The organism is Streptomyces sp. NPDC049541, assembly GCF_044465725.1.
Lineage (GTDB): Bacteria > Actinomycetota > Actinomycetes > Streptomycetales > Streptomycetaceae > Streptomyces.
On sequence record NZ_JBITLY010000002.1, the window covers coordinates 722,277 to 744,880 of the forward strand.

The 22,604-nt window shown below is 70.9% G+C and carries 16 protein-coding genes; 14 read left to right on the forward strand and 2 right to left on the reverse strand.

Annotated elements, in window-relative coordinates:
- The first annotated feature begins 41 nt into the window (after window positions 1–41).
- The 3 genes from ACIBW9_RS10420 to ACIBW9_RS10430 all read left to right on the forward strand — a co-directional run bounded on the left by ACIBW9_RS10420 (window position 42) and on the right by ACIBW9_RS10430 (window position 3,402).
- Window positions 42–521: an NUDIX hydrolase gene (locus tag ACIBW9_RS10420; RefSeq protein ID WP_398953274.1), complete on the forward strand. Its 480-nt coding sequence runs from the start codon at window positions 42–44 to the stop codon at window positions 519–521.
- 54 nt (window positions 522–575) lie between these two features.
- Complete coding sequence (locus ACIBW9_RS10425) at window positions 576–1,376, forward strand: 3-hydroxybutyrate dehydrogenase (RefSeq protein ID WP_398953276.1); 801 nt, start codon at window positions 576–578, stop codon at window positions 1,374–1,376.
- A gap of 76 nt (window positions 1,377–1,452) precedes the next feature.
- Window positions 1,453–3,402 (forward strand): helix-turn-helix domain-containing protein, encoded by a 1,950-nt coding sequence (locus tag ACIBW9_RS10430; protein WP_398953976.1) that lies wholly within the window; start codon window positions 1,453–1,455, stop codon window positions 3,400–3,402.
- Between the two features lie 40 nt (window positions 3,403–3,442).
- Here ACIBW9_RS10430 and ACIBW9_RS10435 read toward each other — a convergent pair whose 3' ends face one another.
- Window positions 3,443–4,828: an MFS transporter gene (locus tag ACIBW9_RS10435; RefSeq protein WP_398953278.1), complete on the reverse strand. Its 1,386-nt coding sequence runs from the start codon at window positions 4,826–4,828 to the stop codon at window positions 3,443–3,445.
- A 105-nt stretch (window positions 4,829–4,933) separates the two neighbouring features.
- Complete coding sequence (locus tag ACIBW9_RS10440; RefSeq protein WP_398953978.1) at window positions 4,934–5,275, reverse strand: CoA transferase; 342 nt, start codon at window positions 5,273–5,275, stop codon at window positions 4,934–4,936.
- Between the two features lie 35 nt (window positions 5,276–5,310).
- Between ACIBW9_RS10440 and ACIBW9_RS10445 the strand changes: the two genes are divergently transcribed.
- The 11 genes from ACIBW9_RS10445 (at window position 5,311) to ACIBW9_RS10495 (ending at window position 22,604) form a co-directional block, all read left to right on the forward strand.
- Window positions 5,311–5,712 (forward strand): hypothetical protein, encoded by a 402-nt coding sequence (locus ACIBW9_RS10445; RefSeq protein WP_398953280.1) that lies wholly within the window; start codon window positions 5,311–5,313, stop codon window positions 5,710–5,712.
- Between the two features lie 933 nt (window positions 5,713–6,645).
- The gene (locus ACIBW9_RS10450) at window positions 6,646–8,124 is read left to right on the forward strand and encodes a sugar transferase (RefSeq protein ID WP_398953282.1); all 1,479 of its coding nucleotides are present in this window, start codon (window positions 6,646–6,648) and stop codon (window positions 8,122–8,124) included.
- Window positions 8,125–8,227: 103 nt separating this feature from the next.
- Window positions 8,228–9,544, forward strand: a complete 1,317-nt coding sequence (locus ACIBW9_RS10455) for a nucleotide sugar dehydrogenase (RefSeq protein ID WP_398953284.1) — start codon at window positions 8,228–8,230, stop codon at window positions 9,542–9,544.
- A gap of 4 nt (window positions 9,545–9,548) precedes the next feature.
- Complete coding sequence (locus tag ACIBW9_RS10460; protein ID WP_398953286.1) at window positions 9,549–10,799, forward strand: glycosyltransferase family 4 protein; 1,251 nt, start codon at window positions 9,549–9,551, stop codon at window positions 10,797–10,799.
- Window positions 10,796–12,166 carry a polysaccharide biosynthesis protein gene (locus ACIBW9_RS10465; RefSeq protein ID WP_398953288.1) on the forward strand — a complete coding sequence of 457 codons (1,371 nt, stop codon included), beginning with the start codon at window positions 10,796–10,798 and terminating at the stop codon, window positions 12,164–12,166. Before ACIBW9_RS10460 ends, ACIBW9_RS10465 begins: the two co-directional genes overlap by 4 nt.
- Window positions 12,163–13,680, forward strand: a complete 1,518-nt coding sequence (locus ACIBW9_RS10470) for a Wzz/FepE/Etk N-terminal domain-containing protein (RefSeq protein WP_398953290.1) — start codon at window positions 12,163–12,165, stop codon at window positions 13,678–13,680. The genes ACIBW9_RS10465 and ACIBW9_RS10470 overlap by 4 nt, the downstream gene beginning before the upstream one ends.
- A 3-nt stretch (window positions 13,681–13,683) precedes the next feature.
- Window positions 13,684–15,618 carry an asparagine synthase (glutamine-hydrolyzing) gene (gene asnB, locus ACIBW9_RS10475; protein ID WP_398953292.1) on the forward strand — a complete coding sequence of 645 codons (1,935 nt, stop codon included), beginning with the start codon at window positions 13,684–13,686 and terminating at the stop codon, window positions 15,616–15,618.
- A 17-nt stretch (window positions 15,619–15,635) separates the two neighbouring features.
- Window positions 15,636–17,816: a bi-domain-containing oxidoreductase gene (locus ACIBW9_RS10480; RefSeq protein WP_398953294.1), complete on the forward strand. Its 2,181-nt coding sequence runs from the start codon at window positions 15,636–15,638 to the stop codon at window positions 17,814–17,816.
- Window positions 17,813–19,771, forward strand: coding sequence for an alginate lyase family protein (locus ACIBW9_RS10485; RefSeq protein ID WP_398953296.1), 1,959 nt, complete (start codon window positions 17,813–17,815; stop codon window positions 19,769–19,771). The genes ACIBW9_RS10480 and ACIBW9_RS10485 overlap by 4 nt, the downstream gene beginning before the upstream one ends.
- Before the next feature lie 9 nt (window positions 19,772–19,780).
- Entirely contained in the window at window positions 19,781–21,322 is a 1,542-nt protein-coding gene (locus tag ACIBW9_RS10490) for a right-handed parallel beta-helix repeat-containing protein (protein ID WP_398953298.1), read from the forward strand.
- Between the two features lies 1 nt (window position 21,323).
- Complete coding sequence (locus ACIBW9_RS10495) at window positions 21,324–22,604, forward strand: O-antigen ligase domain-containing protein (RefSeq protein ID WP_398953300.1); 1,281 nt, start codon at window positions 21,324–21,326, stop codon at window positions 22,602–22,604.

Genomic DNA, 22,604 nt, shown 5'->3' on the forward strand with positions numbered 1-22,604 from the left:
AGTGCGCGCTACCGGGACACCGGCCCCTTAGGGTCGGTGTCATGCCTACTCCTGACTTCATCCGCGAGATCCGGGCCTCCGCAGGCCACCAGTTGCTCTGGCTTCCCGGCGTGAGCGCCGTCGTCTTCGACGACGAGGGCAGAGTGCTGCTCGGGCAGCGTGCGGACAACCACCGGTGGGCGCTGATCTCGGGCATCCCGGAACCCGGTGAGCAGCCCGCCGCGGCACTGGCGCGGGAGGTGGAGGAGGAGACCGGCGTCCGGGTCGCCGTCGAGCGGCTGATCACTGTCCGGACCGGACGGCAGGTCACCTACCCCAACGGCGACATCTGCCAGTTCATGGACCTCTGCTTCCGCTGTCGCGTCATCGACGGCGAGGCCCGGGTCAACGACGACGAGTCCCTGGCGGTCGGCTGGTTCGCGCTGGACGAGCTGCCAGTCATGACCGACTACCACTACTTCCGGATCAAGCAGGCCCTGTCCGACGAACCCACATGGTTCGAGCCCATGAGTTCCGAGTGAAGTATGGGTGCTGAGCACATGTGGGGAGGAGGGGCTGCTGCTTAGGGTCGAGACATGACCCCGCCCAGTGCCCTTCCGGCTCCCCACGCTCCCTCCCTCGACCTCGGCGGCCGTACCGCGCTCGTCACCGGCGCCGCCGGTGGCATCGGCCGTGCCTGTGCGCTGCGCCTCGCGGCCGCCGGGGCCAAGGTGAGAGCGGTCGACCGGGACGCCGAGGGCCTGGACACGCTGGCCGAGCAGGCCAGGGGCCTCGCGGGTACGGTCGAAGCACAGGTCCTCGACCTCACCGACCTGGACGCCGCCGAACTGGCCGCCGCGGGCACCGACGTGCTGGTCAACAACGCCGGGCTGCAGCTGGTGCGGCCCCTCGAGGAGTTTCCGCCCGAGGTCTTCCACACCGTGCTGACCGTGATGCTGGAGGCACCTTTCCGGCTCATCCGCGGAGCGCTGCCCCACATGTACGGCCAGGGGTGGGGCCGTATCGTGAACGTGTCCTCCGTCCACGGACTGAGGGCCTCGGCCTACAAGTCGGCCTATGTGGCCGCCAAGCACGGTCTGGAGGGCCTGTCCAAGACCGCCGCCCTCGAAGGCGCGCCCCACGGCGTCACCTCGAACTGTGTGAACCCCGCCTATGTGCGCACCCCCCTGGTCGAGAAGCAGCTCGCCGACCAGGCGCAGGCGCACGGAATCCCCGCGGAACGCGTCCTGGCGGAGGTGCTGCTGCAGGACAGCGCCGTCAAACGGCTCATCGAACCGGAGGAGGTCGCCGAGGCGGTGGCCTATCTGTGCAGCCCCCAGGCCTCCTTCGTGACCGGTACCTCGCTCGTCCTCGACGGCGGCTGGACCGCGCACTGACCGGGCAGGCAGCGGTGCATCGCCGAGTTGTCCACAGGGCTGACCAGGTGGCCTCGCCATGAGTGATCCTGTGGGCATGTCCCGCGATCACGTGCAGTCAGCCGAGCGCACCGAAGCCGAAGCCGCAGCAGGCGCGCTCACCGGCGCCGAGACGCCGTACCTCCAGCTGCTGGCCAGAGGCGCGTCCGCCGAAGCCTACGAGCAGCCGGTGCTGCTGGCCCGCGCCGAGGGAAGGCCCGCCGGAGCGATCGCCGCGCTCGAGCACGCCAAACTGCTCGCGCTGCGGGTGCGCGCGGAGCTGGAGGGGCGCCGCCGCCGCGAGGCCGAGCTGTCCGCGCTCTTCGAGACCGCCCACGACCTCGCGGGCCTGCGGGACCTGGACGCCGTACTGCAGGCGATCGTGCAGCGCGCCCGCTCCCTGCTGGGCACCGACGTCGCCTACCTCAGCCTGAACGACCCGGAGCGCGGCGACACCTATATGCGGGTGACCGAGGGCTCGGTCGCCGCCCGCTTCCAGCAGCTGCGGCTCGGCATGGGGGAGGGGCTCGGCGGCCTGGTGGCCCAGACGGCCCGCCCGTACGTCACCGACGACTACTTCAAGGACGACCGCTTCCAGCACACGAACACGATCGACAACGGTGTGCGCGACGAGGGCCTGGTCGCCATCCTCGGGGTGCCCCTGATGCTGGGCCACCACGTCATCGGGGTCCTGTTCGCGGCCGACCGGCGCGCCCGGGTCTTCGAACGGGAACAGATCGCGCTGCTCGGCTCGTTCGCCGCACTGGCCGCGGCCGCCATCGACACCGCCAATCTGCTCACCGAGACCCGCTCGGCCCTGGCCGGCCTGGAGCGCGCCAACGAGATCATCCGGGACCGCAGCGCCGTCATCGAGCGCGCCTCCGACGTCCACGACCGGCTCGCGGAGCTGGTGCTGCGCGGCGGCGGGGTCCACGACGTGGCGGCGGCCGTCTCCCAAGTACTCGACGGAACGGTCGAGTTCACCGAGGCTGCCGACGCACCGGCAACACCCCTGGAGGCGTCCCGCGCCGAAGGGCACGCCGTACGGCACGGTGACGACTGGATCGCCGCCGTGGCCGCCGGCGGCGAACTGCTCGGCGCGCTCGTCCTGCGCGGCCACCCCGGTCTCGACCCCGTCGACCAACGCACCCTGGAACGGGCCGCGATGGTCACCTCACTGCTGCTGCTCGCCAGACGCTCGGCCGCCGAGGCCGAACAGCGCGTGCGTGGCGAGCTGTTGGACGACCTCCTCGACGCCCGCGACCGCGACCCACGCCTGCTGCGCGAGCGCGCCTCCCGGCTGCACGCCGACCTCGACGCCACCCATGTGGTGCTCGCCGCCCGACTCGACGGCACCGCCCCCGACGCCGACCAGGAGGCGGCCGCCCGCCGCCGCCTGTGGTCCGCCGCCTCGCACCTCGCGGCGACCCGGCGCGGCCTGGCCGCCGCCCGCGACGGCGGCACCGTCCTGCTGCTGCCGCTGGCCCCCGGCGACACCGCCACCGACCTGGCCCGACGCACCGCCCGCGAACTGGGCACGGCGGTCCACGAGGAGGTCACCGTCGGCGCCTCAGCCCCCGTCCAGGACCTCGCCACCCACCCCGACACCGCGGCCGCCGCCTACGCCGAGGGCCGACGCTGCCTGGACGCCCTGCGCCTGCTCGGCCGCTCCGGCGACGGAGCCGCGGCCGAGGACTTCGGCTTCCTCGGCCTGCTGCTCGCCGGGGACCGGGACATCTCCGGTTTCGTCGAGCGCACCATCGGCCAGGTCGTCGCCTACGACGAACGACGTGGCACCGACCTCGTGCACACCCTCGACGCCTACTTCACCTGCGGCATGAGCCCGGCCCGCACCAAGGACGAACTGCACGTCCACGTCAACACGGTGGCGCAGCGCCTGGAACGCGTCGCCCGCCTCCTGGGCGACGACTGGCAGGACCCCGCCCGCGCCCTGGAGATCCAACTCGCCCTGCGGCTGCACCGGTTGTCGGCCCGCGCACAGCACTGACCCCCGTACGCGAGGCGTACGGGGGCTGGCTGGCGGCGGGTCACACGGTGCGTACGTCCGCCGCCGGGGCAGTCGCAGGCTCCGTGCCCGCGGACGGTTCGACATCCGCCAGGTCCCGCTGACGGGTCTCCTTGGCGAGCCCCACCGCGAGGACCGTCAGCAGGGCCGCGGCGATGACATACAGGGCGATCGGGGTGGAGCTGCCGTAGTCCTCCAGCAGTGCGGTGGCGATCAGGGGTGCCGGGGCGCCGGCCGCGACCGAGGCGAACTGGGCGCCGATCGAGGCGCCCGAGTAGCGCATCCGGGTCGCGAACATCTCGGAGAAGAAGGCGGCTTGGGGTGCGTACATCGCGCCGTGCAGCACCAGACCCACGGTGACCGCGAGGATCAGGCTGCCGAAGCCGCCGGTGTCGATGAGGGAGAAGAACGGGAACATCCACAGCCCGACGCCGACCGCGCCCAGCAGATACACCGGGCGCCGTCCCACCCGGTCCGACAGCGCGCCCCAGGCCGGGATGACCGCGAAGTGCACGGCCGATGCGATCAGTACGGCGTTGAGGGCGGTCTGCTTGGAGACGCCGGCCGAGGTGGTGGCGTAGACGAGGATGAACGCGGTGATGACGTAGTAGCTGATGTTCTCCGCCATGCGCGCGCCCATCGCGACCAGCACGTCCCGCCAGTGGTGGCGCAGCACGGACACCAGTGGCAGCTTCTCCGCCTCCGCACTCCGGTCGGCCTTGCGGGCCTCGGCCTGCGCCAACGCCTGCTGGAACACCGGCGATTCATCGACAGACAGACGAATCCACAAACCGACGATCACCAGCACCCCGGAGAGCAGGAACGGGATCCGCCAGCCCCAGGTCCCGAAGGCGTCGTCCGACAGCACGGCCGTCAGCAGGGACAGCACACCGGTGGCGAGCAACTGCCCCGCCGGCGCGCCGGTCTGCGGCCACGAGGCCCAAAAGCCGCGCCGCCGGGCATCCCCGTGCTCGGACACCAGCAACACGGCGCCGCCCCACTCACCGCCCAGTGCGAAGCCCTGAACCAGACGCAGAGTTGTCAGCAGCACAGGAGCGGCTGCGCCGACTGTCGCGTGCGTCGGCAGCAACCCGATCGCGAACGTCGCCCCGCCCATCAGCAGCAGACTCAGCACCAGCAGCTTCTTTCGCCCGATCCGGTCGCCGTAGTGGCCGAAGACGAGCGCACCCAGCGGGCGGGCGGCGAACCCGACGGCGTACGTCAGGAAGGACAGCAGTGTGCCGACCAGGGGATCCGAGTCCGGGAAGAACAGCTTGTTGAAGACGAGCGCGGCGGCGGAACCGTAGAGGAAGAAGTCGTACCACTCGATGGTGGTGCCGATGAGGCTGGCGGCGACGATGCGCTTGAGATTCGCGGGCGTTGGGGGAGCGGATGCTGCTGAGGCCATGTGCGCCACTTCCTCGTGTGCGGTGGGGACGGGTACGTGTTCGCACACCGTAGGAAGGCGCAAGTGAGGGGCACATGTGGTGGGGCAACATAGTTCGGGGCGAGGCTATGCATCAGACCACCATGCCCGCTCGCGGAGCGGCGGCTGAGAGGCATGGAGAGGGGGAAAACGGCGCCTTCCGCGAAGCGTGGTCCGCCTTGGCGTACATGGCTGGGTTGTCGCAGGCCAGGGTGGTGGCAGAGAGGATTGCTCCGCGTGACCTCTGGCCGGAAGAGGGGGAGGTGGGGTTGCGTTCCAGGCAGATGTCGGGGCCAGGCCGAGGCGTTCGGTCGCTCCGGGGCGGAAGCCCTTGATGAGCGCCCCGGCCCGCTGGATCAGGGCCAGGACGGTCCGGACGCCCGCCGTGTCCTTCAGGTTGGCAGCGACCGAGTGGCGGCCGCGGGGAATTCGAGGGCACCACGCCGTGCGATGACCGAGACGTCGTGAAGGCGGAGGCTGTCGATCTTCTGCTCGGCCGAGCCCGTCAAGTGGACGCGCAGCACCGCGAGTTGCATCGTCGTCCCGCGTCGGACGAGTCGCTGCGCAAGGAGTTGCGCATCGGGACAGAGTTTGGCTGGAAACTCGGGCAGGTCTACGGAGGGCTCTTCAGGGAAGTTGGACAGTTCCTGCTGTTCTGTCGACCTGTTGTCGACGGACGGGCGTGTGGAGTGTCGGTGACCGCCTTCGAAGCCTGGTCGCGCACGGACGGTGTGCTCGCCGTCGTACGCGTCGACCTCGCCGAGGTTCAGCAACGCCGGTCACCGCAATCGTTGGAGCGTGGCGTGTCCGGTGTGGAGCCGTCGTCTCCGCAAGGCTGTTACCAGCCGCGAAGCGGGACGCATTGAGTGTCCGCCGTCCAGGACTGTGCGGCCACCGAGGTCGATGTGCCGCGTGAGAGTGGGGCCGGCCATGCCGCTGCCCGCGGTGACAGCATGTCCGCGGCGGCGGCCGGCTGATCCCCGTCGTGCTGACGTCCACGTCCCGCAGGCTCAGGTGCGGCAAGGGTCTCGTCCACGTGCCGAGCGGGACGCGGCACCCCGTCGCGCAGATTGTCGAAAGTGACCCTTGACTTCCCCGTGGTCCGGCGCGGCTCGTCCGTGCGGCCTCGGTGTCTGGCTGCTTGAACAGAGCGTTGAGATTCCGCTTTCTATGTGCCGTCGACTGCTCCCACCCGCTCCCACCGCCCTGTGCTCACCGACGAGATCTCGCCGGACCGACCCCGTCCGAACCCGGCAGCACAGGTCACAGGCGCGTCCTCCGTCGCCGCGGCACCCGCAGTCGGCCACCGATCCATTGGAGCCATCTTCAAATCTCGGGCACAAATTCCACACGTTCCACTCTCCAGACGGGTTCCGATGGTCTAGATTGACCTTGCTTCGCATGCTGGGACACGAGGCGACAAATGGTGATCCATGGGTCGGCGATGCAGGGGGCAAGTAGCCGCGTCTCTGGCGCCGACGTGGGGGTGATCAATTCTTGAGGCCCGAGAGGGGCTTCGGGTGCGGGGAGCATCCGAGGTGTCGACGGGGTTTCACGCAGCTCGAGAGTCTGGCCGGGCATATGAGTGTGCTGCGGCCAGGGTGAGTTGTTCAGGCGGGCTGCAGTAGCCGTGATGTCGTGCGCGGGAGGCGGGGGCCTCTCGCGGGGAAGGGACAGCGCATCGCGGGGGGCGGGGACCTCCCAAGGGGAGGAATCGTGCGGGAGGCGGGGGCCTCCCGTGGGGGAGGGGCAGCAGTGTTGGGCGAACACGTCGTATCACTGGGGACCGGGGGGTTTCTGTGCGACAGGGGGGAATAGTCGATCCTTTTTCGTCGGCGCGCGGGCGTCTGGCGAAAGAGTCGATGAGCCAGCTCGCGAGCGACTGGGAACAGCGGTACCGCCGTACCGTGATCACCAGCGACACCGTGGCCACCGCCTTGGTGGTGGCATCGATAGGCAACTTCTTCGGGGCCCGGGACGCGGCCAACTGGCACGAGAAGTGGGGGATACTCGCCTTCGGCACCTGGCTGCTGGTGCTGGCAGCACTTGCGGTCGGCCGGGCGTGGGCTCCGGCCGTACTCGGCCAGGGCGCCGAGGAATTCCGAAGACTCGGACGCTCGCTGTTCGCGGCGACCGTCGTACTGGCGCTCGGCGGGATAGCGCTCACCTCGCGCAACATCAAGCTCTGGATCTTCGTCGCGATCCCCGCGATCGCGCTGGTCACCATGACCGAGCGGTATGTGCTCCGCCTCTGGCTGCACAAACAGCGCAAGGAAGGCCGGTGCCTCAGACCGGTGCTCGCCGCCGGAAGCCCGGCCACCGTGCGCGACCTGATCAGCCGAACCCGCAAGTTCCCGCACATAGGCTGGCGCGTCGAGGCCGTGTGCACGCCGGACGGCCGCGGGCGCGAAGGCGACCAACTGGACGGCGTGCCGGTCGTCGGCCGGCTGACGGACGTCGCCAAGCACGTCCACCACGACGGCTACCGCGTCGTCGCCGTCACACCCGACCCGCACTGGACTCCGGACCGGCTGCAGCGGCTGGCCTGGAACCTCGAAGGCAGCGAAGCCGAGATGGTCGTGGCGCCGGTGCTGATGGAGGTGGCCGGCCCCAGGCTGCACGTCGACGCGGTGCTCGGTATCCCGCTGCTGCGGGTCAGCCTGCCGGCCTTCACCGGAGGCCGCCGTGCCATCAAGGCGGTCGTCGACCGGGTCGGCGCGGCGGTCCTGCTGCTGCTCTTCGCGCCGCTGATGGTGTCCGTCGCGCTGCTCGTGCTGGCGGACAGCCGCGGCGGGGCCTTCTACCGCCAGCGCCGGGTCGGCAAGGACGGCCGGGAGTTCACCATCCTCAAATTCCGCACCATGGTCGCCGACGCCCACCGGGCACGTGCCGAACTCGCCGATCAGAACGAGGGCGCAGGGCTGCTGTTCAAGGTCCGTCACGATCCGAGGGTGACCCGGGTGGGGGGAGTGCTGCGCCGGTACTCGCTCGACGAACTCCCGCAGCTGTTCAACGTACTGACGGGATCGATGTCGCTCGTCGGCCCACGGCCGCCCCTGCCCGAGGAGTGCGCCGCGTACGACCCGGACATCCGGCGGCGGCTGCTGGTCAAGCCCGGCCTCACCGGCCTGTGGCAGATCAGCGGACGCAGCGACCTGCCGTGGGAGGAGGCGGTCCGCCTCGACCTCAGGTACGTGGAGGACTGGTCGCTCGCCCTCGACACGGTGATCTTGTGGAAGACGATGCGTGCGGTGCTGCACGGGCAGGGGGCCTACTGATGCGTGGGGGGCGTCGGCCGGCCGACATGTGGACGGCAGGCCACCAGGGCCTTGCTGGGGGGACCGCAGGCCACAAGGGCCTGCGTGGGGGGAGGAACGGGTCATGAGAGTCAGCGTTTTCGGGCTCGGCTACGTGGGCTGCGTATCGGCCGCGTGCCTGGCCAGCATGGGCCACGAAGTCATCGGCGTGGACGTCAACCAGGTGAAGGTCGACCTGGTCAACGACGGCAAGGCCCCGGTGGTCGAGGAGCGGATCGGCGAGCTCATCGCCGACGTCGTGCGGACCGGCGCCCTGCGCGCCACCGCGGACGTCCGCGAGGCCATCATGGACAGCGAGATCTCGCTGATCTGCGTCGGCACACCGTCGGAGCCCAACGGCAGCCTGTGCACCACCTACTTGGAGCGGGTCACCGAGGAGATCGGCGCCGCGCTCGCCGAGCGGGGCGGACGGCACACCGTGGTGTTCCGCAGCACCATGCTCCCGGGCACCTGCCTGAACCTGCTGGTGCCGATCCTGGAGAAGAACCTCGGCGGCACGGTCGGGGTGGACGTAGGCGTCGCGGTCAACCCGGAGTTCCTGCGCGAGGGCACCAGCGTGCGGGACTTCTTCGACCCGCCCAAGACCGTCATCGGCGAACTCGACCCGGCCAGCGGCGACGCCGTGCTGGCGCTGTACGAGGGCCTGCCCGGCGAGGTGTTCCGGGTGCCGGTCCCCGTGGCCGAGGCGATCAAGTACGCGGACAACGCGTTCCACGGCCTCAAGATCGGCTTCGCGAACGAGCTGGGCGCGGTGTGCCAGGCGCTCGGGGTGGACTCGCACCAGGTCATCGACGTGTTCCTGGCCGACCGCAAGCTGAACATCAGCCCCGCCTACCTGCGGCCCGGCTTCGCCTTCGGCGGCTCCTGCCTGCCCAAGGACCTGCGCAGCCTGGTCCACGCGGCACAGCGGGCCGATGTCTCGGTGCCCATCCTCTCCCATGTGCTGCCCTCCAACGCCGACCACCTCCAGCGCGCGGTGGACCTGGTCGAGCGCACCGGCAAGCGCCGGGTGGGGATGTTCGGGCTGTCCTTCAAACCCGGCACCGACGACCTGCGCGAAAGCCCGCTCGTCGAGCTGGCGGAGCGCCTCTTCGGCAAGGGGTACGACCTCAAGATCTACGACGCCAATGTCAGCCTGTCCCGGCTGCTCGGCGCGAACCGCGAGTACATCGAGAACCGGCTGCCGCACCTCGCGCAGCTGCTCGCGGAGTCCGTCGAGGAGGTGCTCGACCATGCCGAGGTGTGCCTGGTCGGCACCAGGGACCCGTCCGTGCTGTCGGTGCTGCCCCACGGGAACGCCCCGGTGATCGTCGACCTCATCCACCTTCCCGACGCCGACGAGCGCCGGGCCGAACCTGGGTACGTGGGCCTTGCTTGGTAATGCAATGAGCGGTGAGGGGTCGGGGCGACGCGCCCTGATCCTGGTGGAGAACCTGTCGGTGCCCTTCGACCGGCGGGTCTGGCAGGAGTGCACCACGCTGCGCGACGCGGGCTGGACGGTGGACGTCATCTGTCCGCAGGGCACCAAGCGCGACACGGAGCCGGAGGCCGTGATCGACGGGGTGCGGATCCACCGCTACCCGCTGCGCGCGGCCACCGGAGGGCCTGCCGGTTATCTCAAGGAGTACGGTTCGGCGCTGTGGCACACGGCCCGGCTGGCCCGCAAGGTCGGCCCGGTCGACGTGGTGCACGCCTGCAACCCGCCCGACCTGCTGTTCCTGCCGGCCCTGTGGCTCAAGCGGCGCGGCGCGCGGTTCGTCTTCGACCAGCACGACCTGGTGCCCGAGCTGTATCTGTCCCGGTTCGACCGCGGCAAGGACCTGCTCTACCGCGGCGTGTGCGCGCTGGAGCGGCGGACCTACCGGGCCGCGGACATCGTCCTCGCCACGAATGAGAGCTACCGCGAGGTCGCGACGCGCCGTGGTGGCAAGCGCCCGGAGGACGTGTTCGTGGTGCGCAGCGCACCCCAGATCGAGCGGTTCCAACCGGTGCCGCCCGAGCCGGAGTTGAAGCGGGGCAAGCCTCATCTGCTGTGCTACCTCGGCGTCATGGGCCCTCAGGACGGCGTCGACTACGCGCTGCGGGCCCTGGCGAAGCTGCGCGACGAGCTCGGGCGTACCGACTGGCATGCGGTGTTCGTCGGCTCCGGCGACGCCTTCGACGCCATGGTCGAGCTGTCCAGGAAGCTGGGTCTCAGCGAGCAGGTGCAGTTCACCGGGCGCATTCCGGACGCGGACCTGGTGCGCTACCTGTCCACCGCGGACGTGTGCCTGTCTCCCGACCCGCGCAATCCGCTGAACGACGTGTCGACCATGAACAAGGTCCTCGAGTACATGGCGATGGGCCGGCCCATCGTCTCCTTCGAGCTGAAGGAGGCGCGCGTCTCCGCCGGCGACGCCGCCGTCTACGCGCCCGCCAACGACGAGGCCCGGTTCGCCGAACTCGTCGCCGAGTTGATGGACGATCCGGACAAGCGGACCCGGATGGGCAAGATCGGCCAGGAGCGGATCAGCGGACCGCTCTCCTGGGAGAACTCACAAGCGTCGCTGCTCGCCGCCTATGCGGCCGCCTGCCGTGACCACACCCCGGCATCGGCGGTCGAGCCGGTCCGGACAGGGAAGAGGCAGCGCAGTTGAGCGAGGACACGATACGCCTGGCCACCATCGGGCGGATATTCCGTCGGCGCTGGCGGTTGCTCGCCGTCCTCGCCGTCGTGGGCGCGCTGGTCGGCTTCGGCGCCTCGGTCGTGGTGTTCCCACCGCGCTACACGGCGTCGGCACCGGTACTGCTGCCGGGACTGTGGGAGGAGCGCGAGCTGCTCACCCAGGTGGACCTCGCGACCAGTTCGGCGGTCGTCGACCGCGCGGCCGACGGGCTGCGCTGGTCCGGTGTGAGCACCGCCGATCTGCGCAAGCAGGTCAGTGCCAAGGCCGCGGACGGGAACATCATCACGATCGCGGGTACGGCCGACACCCCCAAGCGCGCGCAGCAGCTCGCCGACCAGGTGGCCCAGCAGTTCGTGCAGTACACCGCGCAGATCGCCGGCAGCGGCACGGACTCCGCAACCACCACGGCGAACGACACGTTGCGCAAGCAGGTCGAGGAGACCAGCCGCCGCATCAGCGACCTGGCCAAGGCGGCAAACCCCGGACAGACCGTGGAGAGCGTGCAGGCCCGCACCGAGCTCGAGAACCTGCGCACCTCGCTGGAGGGGGCCATGAAGAAGGTGGACGAGGCCAACCCGGCGACCAACAAGGCAGGCATGGTCGTCATGGGGCCCGCCGCCCCGCCGACCGGCGAGGCCGCCCCGACGAGGATCCAGCTCATCGTCGGCGGAGCGCTGCTGTTCTTCCTGGTCGCGGTCATCGGCCATCTCGTGGCCGCCCGTATGAACCGTCGGCTGCGCACCGAACCGGAGATCGCCGCGGCGCTGGGTTCGACGCTGCTGGGCACGGTCGACGTGGCCGGTGAACGGCGCGCGCACCGAACGGAAGGCGGGGGCTTCCGAGCCCGGATGCGCCGACTTCTCGGCCTTGACACGCCCTGGAACGTACCGGCCCTGCAGAAGTCCGGCGACGAGGCCGGCCGACGGCTGCGCTACCGGCGGGTGTGTGCCCGGCTGAAGGAGCGACTGCCCTCCGCCCAGCGGCTGTTGGTCGTCGTACCGGCGGGCGACGACATCGCCCGCCGGGCCGCGGGACAGCTGGTCGCCGAGGCCAGGAGCGGCCCGATGCTGCGGATGGTGGAGGTTTCCGTGGACCGCCCGGTGGTCCCGGACCGCGAGAACGAGTCCGGCGCCGTGGTGGTCCTCAGCGCCGACAGCTGGACCGCGGAGGAGCTCGTCGGCATCGCGGAGGCATGCGCGGACGGCAGGCACGAAGTCGTCGGCATCGTCGTCGCCGACCTGGTCCAGGCCCGCCCCACAAGGTCGGCCGGCCCGCTCCCGGACGACGCCACGCTGGCGCTCGCGGTGCGCGGCCACGCAACGGGAGGTTCGGCGTGACGACAAGCACGACTTCGGAGTCGTCGGCTGCCACTCCGCTCATCGACCTGCAGGGGCTGGTCGTGTCGGTGCGCAGGCGCCGCCGCCTGTGGACGGCCATGGCGCTGCTCGGCCTGCTGGCCGGCGCCGCGGTGGCGGTCCTGCTGCCGCCGCCGCCGACCGCGGTGACCAAGGTCCTGGTCGCGCACGCGGAGGACCAGCCGAACGACACCGGAACGCTGATCCGCACCGACGTCCAGCTGCTGCAGACCACCCGGATCGCCGACAAGGCCCTGCAGTCCCTGAAGTCCCCGGTGAAGCCCGAGGACTTCATGAAGGACTACCAGGGTGCCGGTCTGACCAACAACCTGCTGCAGATCACCGTGACCGGCGACAGCGAAGCGCAAGCGGTGGCCCGGGCCAAGGCACTGGCCGACTCGTTCATCGCGGACCATGTACGGCGGATGAAGGACACCGCGCAGGCCGAGGCCAAGGCCCTGCTCGACCAGCGTGACCGCATGCGGGTCGAGCTCGCCCAGGTCAACAAGCAGATAGGAAACCGGTCCCCGGACACCGACCCGAAGGCGTCGGCGGGCATCGAGACGCTCTTCGCCCGCCGGGCCGAACTCAACTCGCGCATCTCCGACTTCGACCAGCGCGCCGCGGACGCCCGCACCGGCACGCCGCAGGTCATCGCCGGCACGCAGATCGTGGACGCACCGCGCGCGGTGCCCCACTCCCTGCCCAAGGCCCTGGTCACCGACGCCGCCGTCGGGGGAATCCTCGGGCTCGTCCTCGGGCTTGCCATCGCCGCGGTCGGCACGGTGGTGGCGGACCGCCCCGTGCTGCGCCGGGACATCGCCGCGAACCTGGGCGCCTCGGTCATCGCGGAGCTGCCTCGCCGCTCGGGCAAGCCGTGGCGGCGCCGACGCACCCGGGTGACCCGCGAACGGCTCACCGCGACCCTGGCCCGCACCACGGGCGACTCCACGGAACCGGTGTCCCTGCTGGAACTGGGCTGCGCGCGCAGCGCGAGCGTGATCGCCCTGGACCTCGCCAGGGCCCTGGCGGCACACGGCCCGGTGACCGTCGTCGACGATCTGCCCGGCGGCCGTCTCCAAGGCCGCACCAAGCCGGGAGATCCGCCCGTGGTCAGCGGCGAGCGTGCCGCGACCCTGTCGCCGTCGGAGCGCCGCATCGGCGTCGGCTCGGTCGCGCCCGGCACGGCATGGACCGACCTGCGCCACCTGGGCACCCAGACCGTGCTCGTCGTACGGGCCGGACACGGCAGCGCCGCCTGGCTGCACACCGTGGCCCGGCAACTCGCGGACCAGCGCATCCCGGTGATCGGTGTGGTACTGATCGACCCCGATCCGCGCGACCGCACCGACGGCACCCTGTGGGACGGGCTGCACACCGCGCTGCGCGGACGAGCCGAGCGGCCCGCCCGGCAGAACGGCACCAACCAGTCGCGGACGGAGCGGCAGCCGATCTGGGCCGCACACGTCCCCGGCAACGACCAGGACGGGCGGTAGCACATGTGTGGCATCGCAGGCACCTACCGCTGGCCGGACGGAAAGGTCGTGACCGACCGGCTCACCGAGACCCTCGCCCACCGCGGCCCGGACGGGGCGGGCCGCTACGGCCACCCCGTCGGTGACGGCGAGGTGCACCTCGGGCACCGCCGCCTTTCCATCATCGACCTGACCGAGACCGGCGCCCAGCCGATGGTCTCGGACGGCCTCGCCCTGACGTACAACGGCGAGCTGTACAACGCGCCCGAGCTGCGCGCCGAACTGGAGGCCGCCGGGGTGCGCTTCCGCGGCACCTCCGACACCGAGGTCCTCCTCGAGGCCTGGCGGCGCTGGGGCACGGACTGTCTGCCCCGGCTGCGCGGCATGTTCGCGTTCGGGATCTTCGACGAACGCACCGGTGAACTGGTCCTGGTCCGCGACCAGTTGGGCATCAAGCCGCTGTTCCTGCTCCGGCGCGGCGACGGCCTGGTGTTCGCCTCCGAGCTGAAGGCGCTCGCCGCCGCCACCGGCGGCAAGCTGGAGGTGGACCACACGGCGCTGGTGGCCTCCCTCCTCTATTACTGGGTGCCGGACTCGCGGTGCGCGTTCCGCGAGGCGGAGAAGCTGCCGCCGGGCAGCTGGCTGCGGTGCCGGCCCGACGGCCGGGTGGAGCGCGGCCGGTTCTGGGACCTGAAGGAGGTCGCCGCCGAGGGCCGGGAGCGGGCCCGGGCCGGCGAGCAGATCGACCTGGCCGCCGTCATCGAGGAGTCGACCCGGCGCCACCTGCTCTCCGACGTGCCCGTGGCCACCTTCCTCTCCGGCGGCCTCGACTCCAGCTATCTGACCGCGCTGGCGGCCCGCCACCAGCCCGGGATCTCCGCCTACACGATCGGATTCCGCGCCGAGGACGCCAAGTTCGAGGCGATGCCCGACGACCTGCGCTATGCCCGGCAGGTGGCGCAGCGGTTCGGCGTCGACCTGCACGAGATCGAGATCGCCCCGAACGTGCTCGACCTGCTGCCGCAGATGACGTACAGCCTGGACGAGCCGATCGGCGACCCCGCCGCGATCAACACGTTCCTGATCTGCACGGCCGCCCGGGAGGCCGGTGTCAAGGTGATGCTCTCCGGGATGGGCGCCGACGAGCTGTTCGCCGGCTACCGCAAGCACCTGGCCAACCTGATCGCGCTGCGCTACCAGCGCGTCCCGCGGCCCCTGCGGCGCGGGGTGTCCGCGGCCGTGGACCGGCTGCCGGTCGCCACCTCCCGCCGGGGGTTCCGGTCGGTGCGCTTCGCCAAGCGGTTCCTGTCCTTCGCCGATCTGCCGGAGGAGACCGCCTTCCGGCGCAGCTACACCATGTACGACCAGGCCGAACTGCTCGCCCTGCTCGACCCGGACCTTGCGGGGACGGTCGACGACGTACTGACCGAACACAGGGACGTCTACCAGGACAACGACCTCGACGACTTCGTCAACCGCATGTGCCTGACCGACGCCCGGATGTTCCTGCCGGGTCTGAACCTCACCTACACGGACCGCTCCAGCATGGCCGCGTCGACCGAGGTACGGACGCCGTACGTGGACGTCGAGGTGGTCAAGGCGGCGTTCGCGATCCCCGGCGACCGCAAGATCGCCGGACGGCAGGGCAAGGCGGTCCTCAAGGAGGCGGCCACCTCGATCCTGCCCCGGGAGATCGTGTACCGGCCCAAGGGCCTGTTCAGCGCCCCGCTGCGGGCCTGGATGAGCCGGGATCTGGCACCGCTGGTGCGCGAGGTGGTCCACGACGGCGAGCTCGTCCGTTCCGGGATCCTGCGCCGCGACGCGCTGCAGCGGATGGTCGCCGAGGACGCGGCCGGGCAGCAGGACTTCTCCAAGCATCTGTGGCATGTGCTGACCCTCGAGTACTGGTATCGCGACGCGACCTCTGGGTCCCGCCAGAGCACTCGGCAAACGGCTTAGGAATCAGGGGAGTTCGAGTGAAGCAGGTAGTACAGAACTACAAGAGCGGCGAGCTCGCGGTGCTCGACGTTCCGGTACCGGGGTGCAAGCCGGGCGGGGTGCTGGTCCGCAGCGCCTACTCGCTGATCTCCACCGGCACCGAGATGATGAAGGTGTCCGAGGCCGGTATGTCGATGCTGGGCAAGGCCCGCTCCCGCCCGGACCAGGTCGCCAAGGTCATGCAGAGCGTGGCCACCAACGGGGTGCCCGCCACCTACCGCAAGGTGATGGGCAAGCTGGACTCCTACACACCGCTGGGCTACTCGCTGTGCGGGGTCGTCGAGCAGGTCGGCGCCGGGATCGACGACGTGAAGGTCGGCGACATCGTCGCCTGTGCCGGCAACGAGCACGCGCTGCACGCCGAGCTCAACTGGGTGCCGAAGAACCTGTACGTCCCGGTGCCGGACGGCCTCGCGCCGCAGCACGCGGCGTTCGGCACCGTCGGCTCGATCGCCATGCAGGGTGTCCGCCAGGGCGAGCCGCAGCTCGGCGAAGTGGCCCTGGTCATCGGCCTCGGCCTGATCGGCCAGCTGGTGGTGCAGCTCCTGGCTGCCTCCGGCGTCCGCGTCGTCGGCGCCGACCCCGACCCGGCGCGCTGCGAGCTCGCCGAGCGCCTGGGCGCCGCGGCCTGCGGCGACCCCGCCTCCACCGCCGTGGAGAACGCCGTCGCCGAACTCACCGACGGTCACGGCGTGGACCAGGTGTATCTCGCCGCCGGCGGCGGCAGCAACCAGCCCGTCGAGCTGGCCGCCAAGCTGGCCCGGGACCGCGGCCGGGTCGTCGACATCGGCAAGTGCCGCCTCGACCTGCCGTGGAACGCGTACTACGAGAAGGAACTCGACGTCCGCTTCTCCCGCTCCTACGGCCCCGGGCGCTACGACCCGGAGTACGAACTGGACGGGCGCGACTACCCGATCGGCTACGTCCGCTGGACCGAGCGCCGCAACCTGGCCTGCTTCCTCGACCTCGCCGCCCGCGGCAAGATCGACGTGGAGCCCTTGATCTCCCACGTCGCCGACTTCGACGACGCCGTGGAGACCTACCAGCGCCTGAAGGACGGCGAGCTGAAGGCCATCACCGCGCTGTTCCGCTACCCCGAACAGGCGGGGGAAGCGGAGGAAGCGAAGGCTCCGGCGGTCGCCGTCCCCGCCGTGAACGTGAAGCCGAGTGCGGCCCGCGCCGCCAGGACACCGGTGAAGCTGGCGTTCGTCGGCGCCGGCAACTACGCGACGTCGATGCTGCTGCCGCACCTGGCGCAGCGCGAGGGCGTCGAGTTGTCGACCGTCGTCACCACGACCGCGCTCTCCGCGGCCAACGCGCAGCGGAAGTTCGGCTTCACCGAGGCGACCACCGACCTCGACGCCGTGCTGGGCGACAAGTCCATCGATGCGGTGTTCGTGGTCACCCGGCACAGCTCGCACGCCGACCTGACCCGCAAGGCGCTGCTGGCGGGCAAGACGGTGTTCGTGGAGAAGCCACTGGCGCTCACCGAGGACGAGCTGGCCGGTGTGCTCGCAGCGGTGGAGGAATCCGGCAACGACCGGCTGCAGGTCGGCTTCAACCGCCGCTTCGCGCCCCTGCTGCAGGAGGCCAGGAAGCAGTTCGGCACCCGGAGCGGCCCCGCGAGCCTGCGCTACCTCGTCAACGCGGGTCAGCTGCAGCACGGCAGCTGGTACCTCCAGCAGGGCACCGAGGGCTCCCGCTTCGCCGGCGAGGGCGGCCACTTCATCGACACGGCGAGCTGGCTGCTCGACGCCGACCCGGTCTCCGTCTACGCGGTCGCCCCTTCCGGCAACGAGGACCTGCAGATCGTGCTGCGCTACCCGGACGGGTCCACCGCCACCATCAGCTATGTCACCACCGGGGCGCCCGGCTTCCCCAAGGAGACGCTGGACCTGGTCGCCGACGGCAAGGTGCTGCGGCTCGACGACTTCGTCCGCGCCTCGGTCTACGGCCGCAAGAAGTGGGTCAGTTCACGGCTGCCCAAGGCCCGCGACAAGGGCCAGAACGCCGAACTGGCCGCGTTCATCAAGGCCGTGCGGACCGGCGGCCCGATGCCGGTGCCGCTGCAGTCGCTGGTCGCCACCACCGCGGCCACCCTCGCCGTGCAGGCCGGCCTGGCCGGCGGCGCGCCGGTGACGTTGGAGAACGCACGATGACGATGAGTGCGGGCTGGTACCTGCGACGGCTGTCCCGGATGGGACCGCAGGAGGTCGCGGGCCGGGTGGGCGACACGCTGCGCAGACGGCGCTGGCGGTCGGCGCCGCCGAGCTGCCCGAGCGTGACCGGCGCCCGGTTCACCGCGGTACTGCCCGCCGAGGCGATCGCCGCGGTGCCGTCGGACGCCGCGAAACGCCTCGTGGCCGAGGCGGACCGGCTGATGGAGGGGCACGCCGAGTACTTCGGGGTGGCCCGCGACGACCTCGTCGACCCGGACTGGTGGTACGACCCCAAGACCGGGCGCCGGGCCCCGTCCGGCTACGCCTTCGACGTGCCGTACCGCAGCGAGGACGCGGTCGGGGACATCAAGCAGATCTGGGAGCTGTCCCGGCACCACCACCTCACCCAGCTCGCCGCCGCCTACGCGATCACCGGCGACGAGCGGTATGCCGAGCGCGTGGCCGCCCACCTGCGGTCGTGGTGGGAAAGCAACCCGCCGTTGCGCGGGGTCCATTGGATCAGCGGCATCGAGCTGGGCATCCGGCTGCTGTCCTGGGTGTGGGTGCGCCGGCTGCTGGAAGGGTGGCCGGGCGCGGCCGGGCTGTTCGAGGACAACCCGGTGGCGCTGAACCAGATCTGGCACCACCAGCGCTGGCTGGCCGCCTTCCCCAGCCGGGGATCGTCGGCGAACAACCACGTCATCGCCGAGGCCGCCGGGCAGTTCGCCGCGGCCTGCGCGTTCGGCTGGTTCCCCGCCTCGGAGCGCTGGCGGGCCGACGCCCTGCGCTCGCTCGACCGGCATCTGCGCAGCAACACCTTCCTCTCCGGCCTCAACCGTGAACTGGCCTCCGAGTACCACGGCCTGGTGCTGGAGCTCGGCCTGGCCGCGCTGGCCGAGGCGGACGCGGCCGATGTGCCGGTCCCCGCGACCCTCCGCCTGGTGCTGCTGCGGATGACCGACGCGCTCGCCGCCGTCGTGGACAACCGGCTGCGGCCGCCGCGCCAGGGCGACGCGGACGACGGGCACGGTCTGATCCTGGACGGCGAGGGCACCGACCGCTGGGGCTCGCTGCTGTCCACCGGGGAGGCGGTGTTCGGCCGGCTCGACTGGTGGCCGACGGTGACCGGCACCGATGTGCGCACCCCACTGCTGGCCGCGCTCATCCGGCCGTACGCGAAGGACGGAACCGGACCGGCCGTGTCCCGCCCGGCAAGCAGGCCCGGTCACTTCGCCGATGCGGGCATGACGATCCTGCGTGGGCCGGAGGAGATCTGGTGCCGCTGCGACGGCGGCCCGCACGGCTTCCTGTCCATCGCCGCGCACGCCCACGCGGACGCGCTGTCCGTCGAAGTCCGGCACGACGGGGTCGACGTGCTCGCCGACCCGGGCACGTACTGCTACCACGGGCAGCCCGAGTGGCGGCAGTACTTCCGCTCCACCCTCGGCCACAACACCCTCGAACTGGACGGCGCCGACCAGTCCGTCTCCGGCGGCCCGTTCCTGTGGACCCGGCACGCCGACACCCGTGTGCTGGTCGCGGAGCCGTCCGGCGAGGGGGCGGCCCGCTGGAGCGCGGAGCACGACGGCTACCAGGGCTCGGTGCACCGCCGCCAGGTGGAACTCACCGCCGAAAGCCGGGCGTTGAGGGTCATCGACGAGGTGCGCGGCCCGGGCGGGGCCGTGCGGCTGGCCTTCCACCTCGGCCCGGCGATCACCGTGCAGCTGGTGGACAACCGGGCCGAACTGTCCTGGACCCGGGACGGCGAGGACCGCTCCGCGGTGCTCGACCTGCCCGGGCAGCTGTCCTGGCAGGCGCACCGCGGCGAGACCGAGCCGCCGCTGGGCTGGTACTCCGCAGGATTCGGGCGCAAGGAACCCGCCACCACCCTGGTCGGCACCGGCTTCACCGACGGCACGGAGGGCTTCACCACCGTGCTCAGGTTCCGCGGCTAGGGGGGCTACGTGGTGATCGAGAGGCGGCACTGGGCGTGGGCGGCGGCACCGCTGACGCTGGCCCTGCTGGCGTTGACCGGCTGCGACGGCACACAGCCCGCCGAGGCGAAGACGACGACCGCCGCGCCCACCATGTCCGGGGCGCGGTCCACGGCCGTGGCCCGGGTGTGCGCCAAGCCCGAGGCCGGGCCGGCGAAGGCGCCGGCGGGCGCGGTGACGGTCGACCCCGCCAAGGTCGGTGACCTGGCGGCGAAGACCAAGGACAACCCGCCGAACACCACGTTCTGGCTGCGACCGGGCACGCACCGGCTCGACCCCGACCGCTATGCCCAGGTCATCCCGAAGAAGGGGGACCGCTACCTCGGCGCGCCCGGTGCGGTGCTCGACGGCCGGAAGACCAACCAGTACGCGTTCGCCGGCACCGCCGAGGGCGTCACCATCGGCTACCTGACCGTGCAGGGTTTCGTCCCGCCGCAGAACGAGGGCGTGGTCAACCACGACTCGGCCGACGGCTGGGTGATCGAGCACTCGACGATCCAGAACAACCTGGGTGCCGGGCTGATGGCCGGAGCCCGCCAGCAGGTCCGCGGCAACTGCCTGCGCGCCAACGGCCAGTACGGCATGAACGCCTACAAGGGCAGCGGCCGTATCAGCGGCCTGGTGGTCGAGGGCAACGAGATCGTCGGCAACAACACCGGTGACTGGGAGCGGCGGCAACAGGGCTGCGGCTGCACCGGCGGCATCAAGTTCTGGGCCGTCGACGGCGCCGACGTACGTGGCAACTGGGTGCACGACAACCGCGGAACCGGGTTGTGGGCGGACACCAACAACAACGACTTCCGCATCGAGGACAACGTGCTGGAGGCCAACGACGGCGCCGCGCTGATCTACGAGACCAGCTACAACGCGGTCATCCGCAACAACACGATCCGGCGCAACAACTGGGTCGAGGGCCGCAAGGCAGCCGCCCGCGGCGACACCTTCCCGTTCGCCACCATCTACCTGTCCGAGTCCGGCGGCGAACCACGCGTCAAAGCCCGCACGAACAAGATCGATATCTACGACAACCTGTTGGAGAACAACTGGTCCGGGATCACCCTGTGGGAGAACGCCGACCGGTTCTGCAACAGCCCGGCCAACACCTCCTCCGGCGACTGCACGCTGCTGGTGAAGAAGACCAGCCGCTGCACCAGGTCGACGATCACCAAGGCACCGCTCTACGCCGACTGCCGGTGGAAGACCCAGCGGGTCGACATCCACAACAACCGCTTCGTGCTGGACAAGTCCGTCCTCAAGTGCACGACGAAGTGCGACCGCATGGCGGTGCTCTCCAACTACGGCACCTATCCGGACTGGTCGCCCTACAAGGGCGAGAAGGTGGCCGAGGCGATCACCCTCAAGCAGCACAACCGCTGGCACGACAACGTCTACGTCGGACCGTGGGCCTTCGTCGTCCACGACCCCAGCAAGGTCCTCGACTTCCAGAGCTGGCAGGGCGCGCCCTACCAGCAGGACGCCGGCAGCACGATCAGCGGACAGGCCGGTGGTTGAGATGAGCACGCTGTCCGGGGCCGAACCGCGCCCCGCCGCCACACCGAGGATCATCGGGATCGTCTGGGGGCTGCTGGTCCTCAACACACTGGGCTCCACCGGGGCGAAGACCATCGTTCCGCTGCCCCGTTCCCTCATCCAGATGGTCACGATGGGCGCCCTGGTCGCCGCGTTCACCCTGGCGCTCGCGGTCAACCTGCGGCTGCGCATCCGGCCCAGCGCCTACGTGCTCCTGCTCACCCTGCTGCTGGTGTCGAGCGTGATCTCCAGCGCGCACCTGGAGTCCGGTTTCGGCGCGCTGTTCCGCTGCTTCCGGCTGACGCTCTTCATCGGGACCCTGTGGCTGCTCACCCGCTGGTGGAACGGCGGCCTGACGTTCGTCCGGCACCACATCCGGATGTACTTCGCGGTGCTCGGATCGGTGGCCGCGGGCCTCGCCGTCTCACCGGGCGCGGCCCTGCCCGACCTCTACGGCGGCCGTCTGGTCGGCGCGCTGTGGCCGCTCACCCCGCCGCAGATCGGACAGTACGCCGCGGTGATCATCGGGCTCACCGTGCTGCTCCTGCTGGGCCGCCGGACCGACAAGAAGAGCGCGGTGGTCATCATCGTGCCGTCCCTGGTGCTGCTCGCGCTGACCCATACCCGTACGGCCACGCTCGGCCTGATCGTCGGGCTGGTGCTGGCGATCGGCTCGCTCCTGCTGACCAGCGCCGCCGCCCGCCGCTTCTTCAGCTGGACGGTGGTGCTGGCCACGGTCGCCGCGGTGGGGTTCGCCTCCATGCTCCAGTCGTGGTTCCTGCGCGGACAGAGCAAGGAGAACTTCTCCAGCCTCACCGGCCGGGCCAAGGTCTGGGACGCCCTGCTGGCCGCGCCCCGCTCGACCTCGGAGCAGCTGTTCGGCGTGGGCCTGGGCGACAAGTCCTTCGGCGGGCTGCCGATCGACAACAGCTGGCTGGCCGTCTACAACGAGCAGGGCCTGATCGGCGTGGCCCTCGTCGCGGTGATCATCGTCGTGCTGGGCGCTGTCGCGCTGCTGCGGCCGCCGTCGCTGCAGCGGGCCTGCGCGATCTTCCTGATCAGCTACTGCGCGATGGCCTCGTACACCGAGGCCGGTCTCGGCGACGCCTCGCCGTATCTGCTGCATCTGGCCCTGGCCGCCTCATTGCTGGCGGCACCCGCCGAGGCCGTCGTCCTCGCGACGCCCGAAGTGCCCCGGCTTTCCACGCCGGAACTCCCGCGACAGCGCGTCCCGCGCTGGGCCCGCCGATCGGAGGCGACCTGA

Coding starts and splice junctions, on each gene's coding strand:
- ACIBW9_RS10420 (WP_398953274.1), top strand. CDS start 42: ATGCCTACTCCTGACTTCATCCGCGAGATCCGGGCCTCCGCAGGCCAC.
- ACIBW9_RS10425 (WP_398953276.1), top strand. CDS start 576: ATGACCCCGCCCAGTGCCCTTCCGGCTCCCCACGCTCCCTCCCTCGAC.
- ACIBW9_RS10430 (WP_398953976.1), top strand. CDS start 1,453: ATGTCCCGCGATCACGTGCAGTCAGCCGAGCGCACCGAAGCCGAAGCC.
- ACIBW9_RS10435 (WP_398953278.1), bottom strand. CDS start 4,828: ATGGCCTCAGCAGCATCCGCTCCCCCAACGCCCGCGAATCTCAAGCGC.
- ACIBW9_RS10455 (WP_398953284.1), top strand. CDS start 8,228: ATGAGAGTCAGCGTTTTCGGGCTCGGCTACGTGGGCTGCGTATCGGCC.
- ACIBW9_RS10460 (WP_398953286.1), top strand. CDS start 9,549: ATGAGCGGTGAGGGGTCGGGGCGACGCGCCCTGATCCTGGTGGAGAAC.
- asnB (WP_398953292.1), top strand. CDS start 13,684: ATGTGTGGCATCGCAGGCACCTACCGCTGGCCGGACGGAAAGGTCGTG.
- ACIBW9_RS10485 (WP_398953296.1), top strand. CDS start 17,813: ATGACGATGAGTGCGGGCTGGTACCTGCGACGGCTGTCCCGGATGGGA.
- ACIBW9_RS10495 (WP_398953300.1), top strand. CDS start 21,324: ATGAGCACGCTGTCCGGGGCCGAACCGCGCCCCGCCGCCACACCGAGG.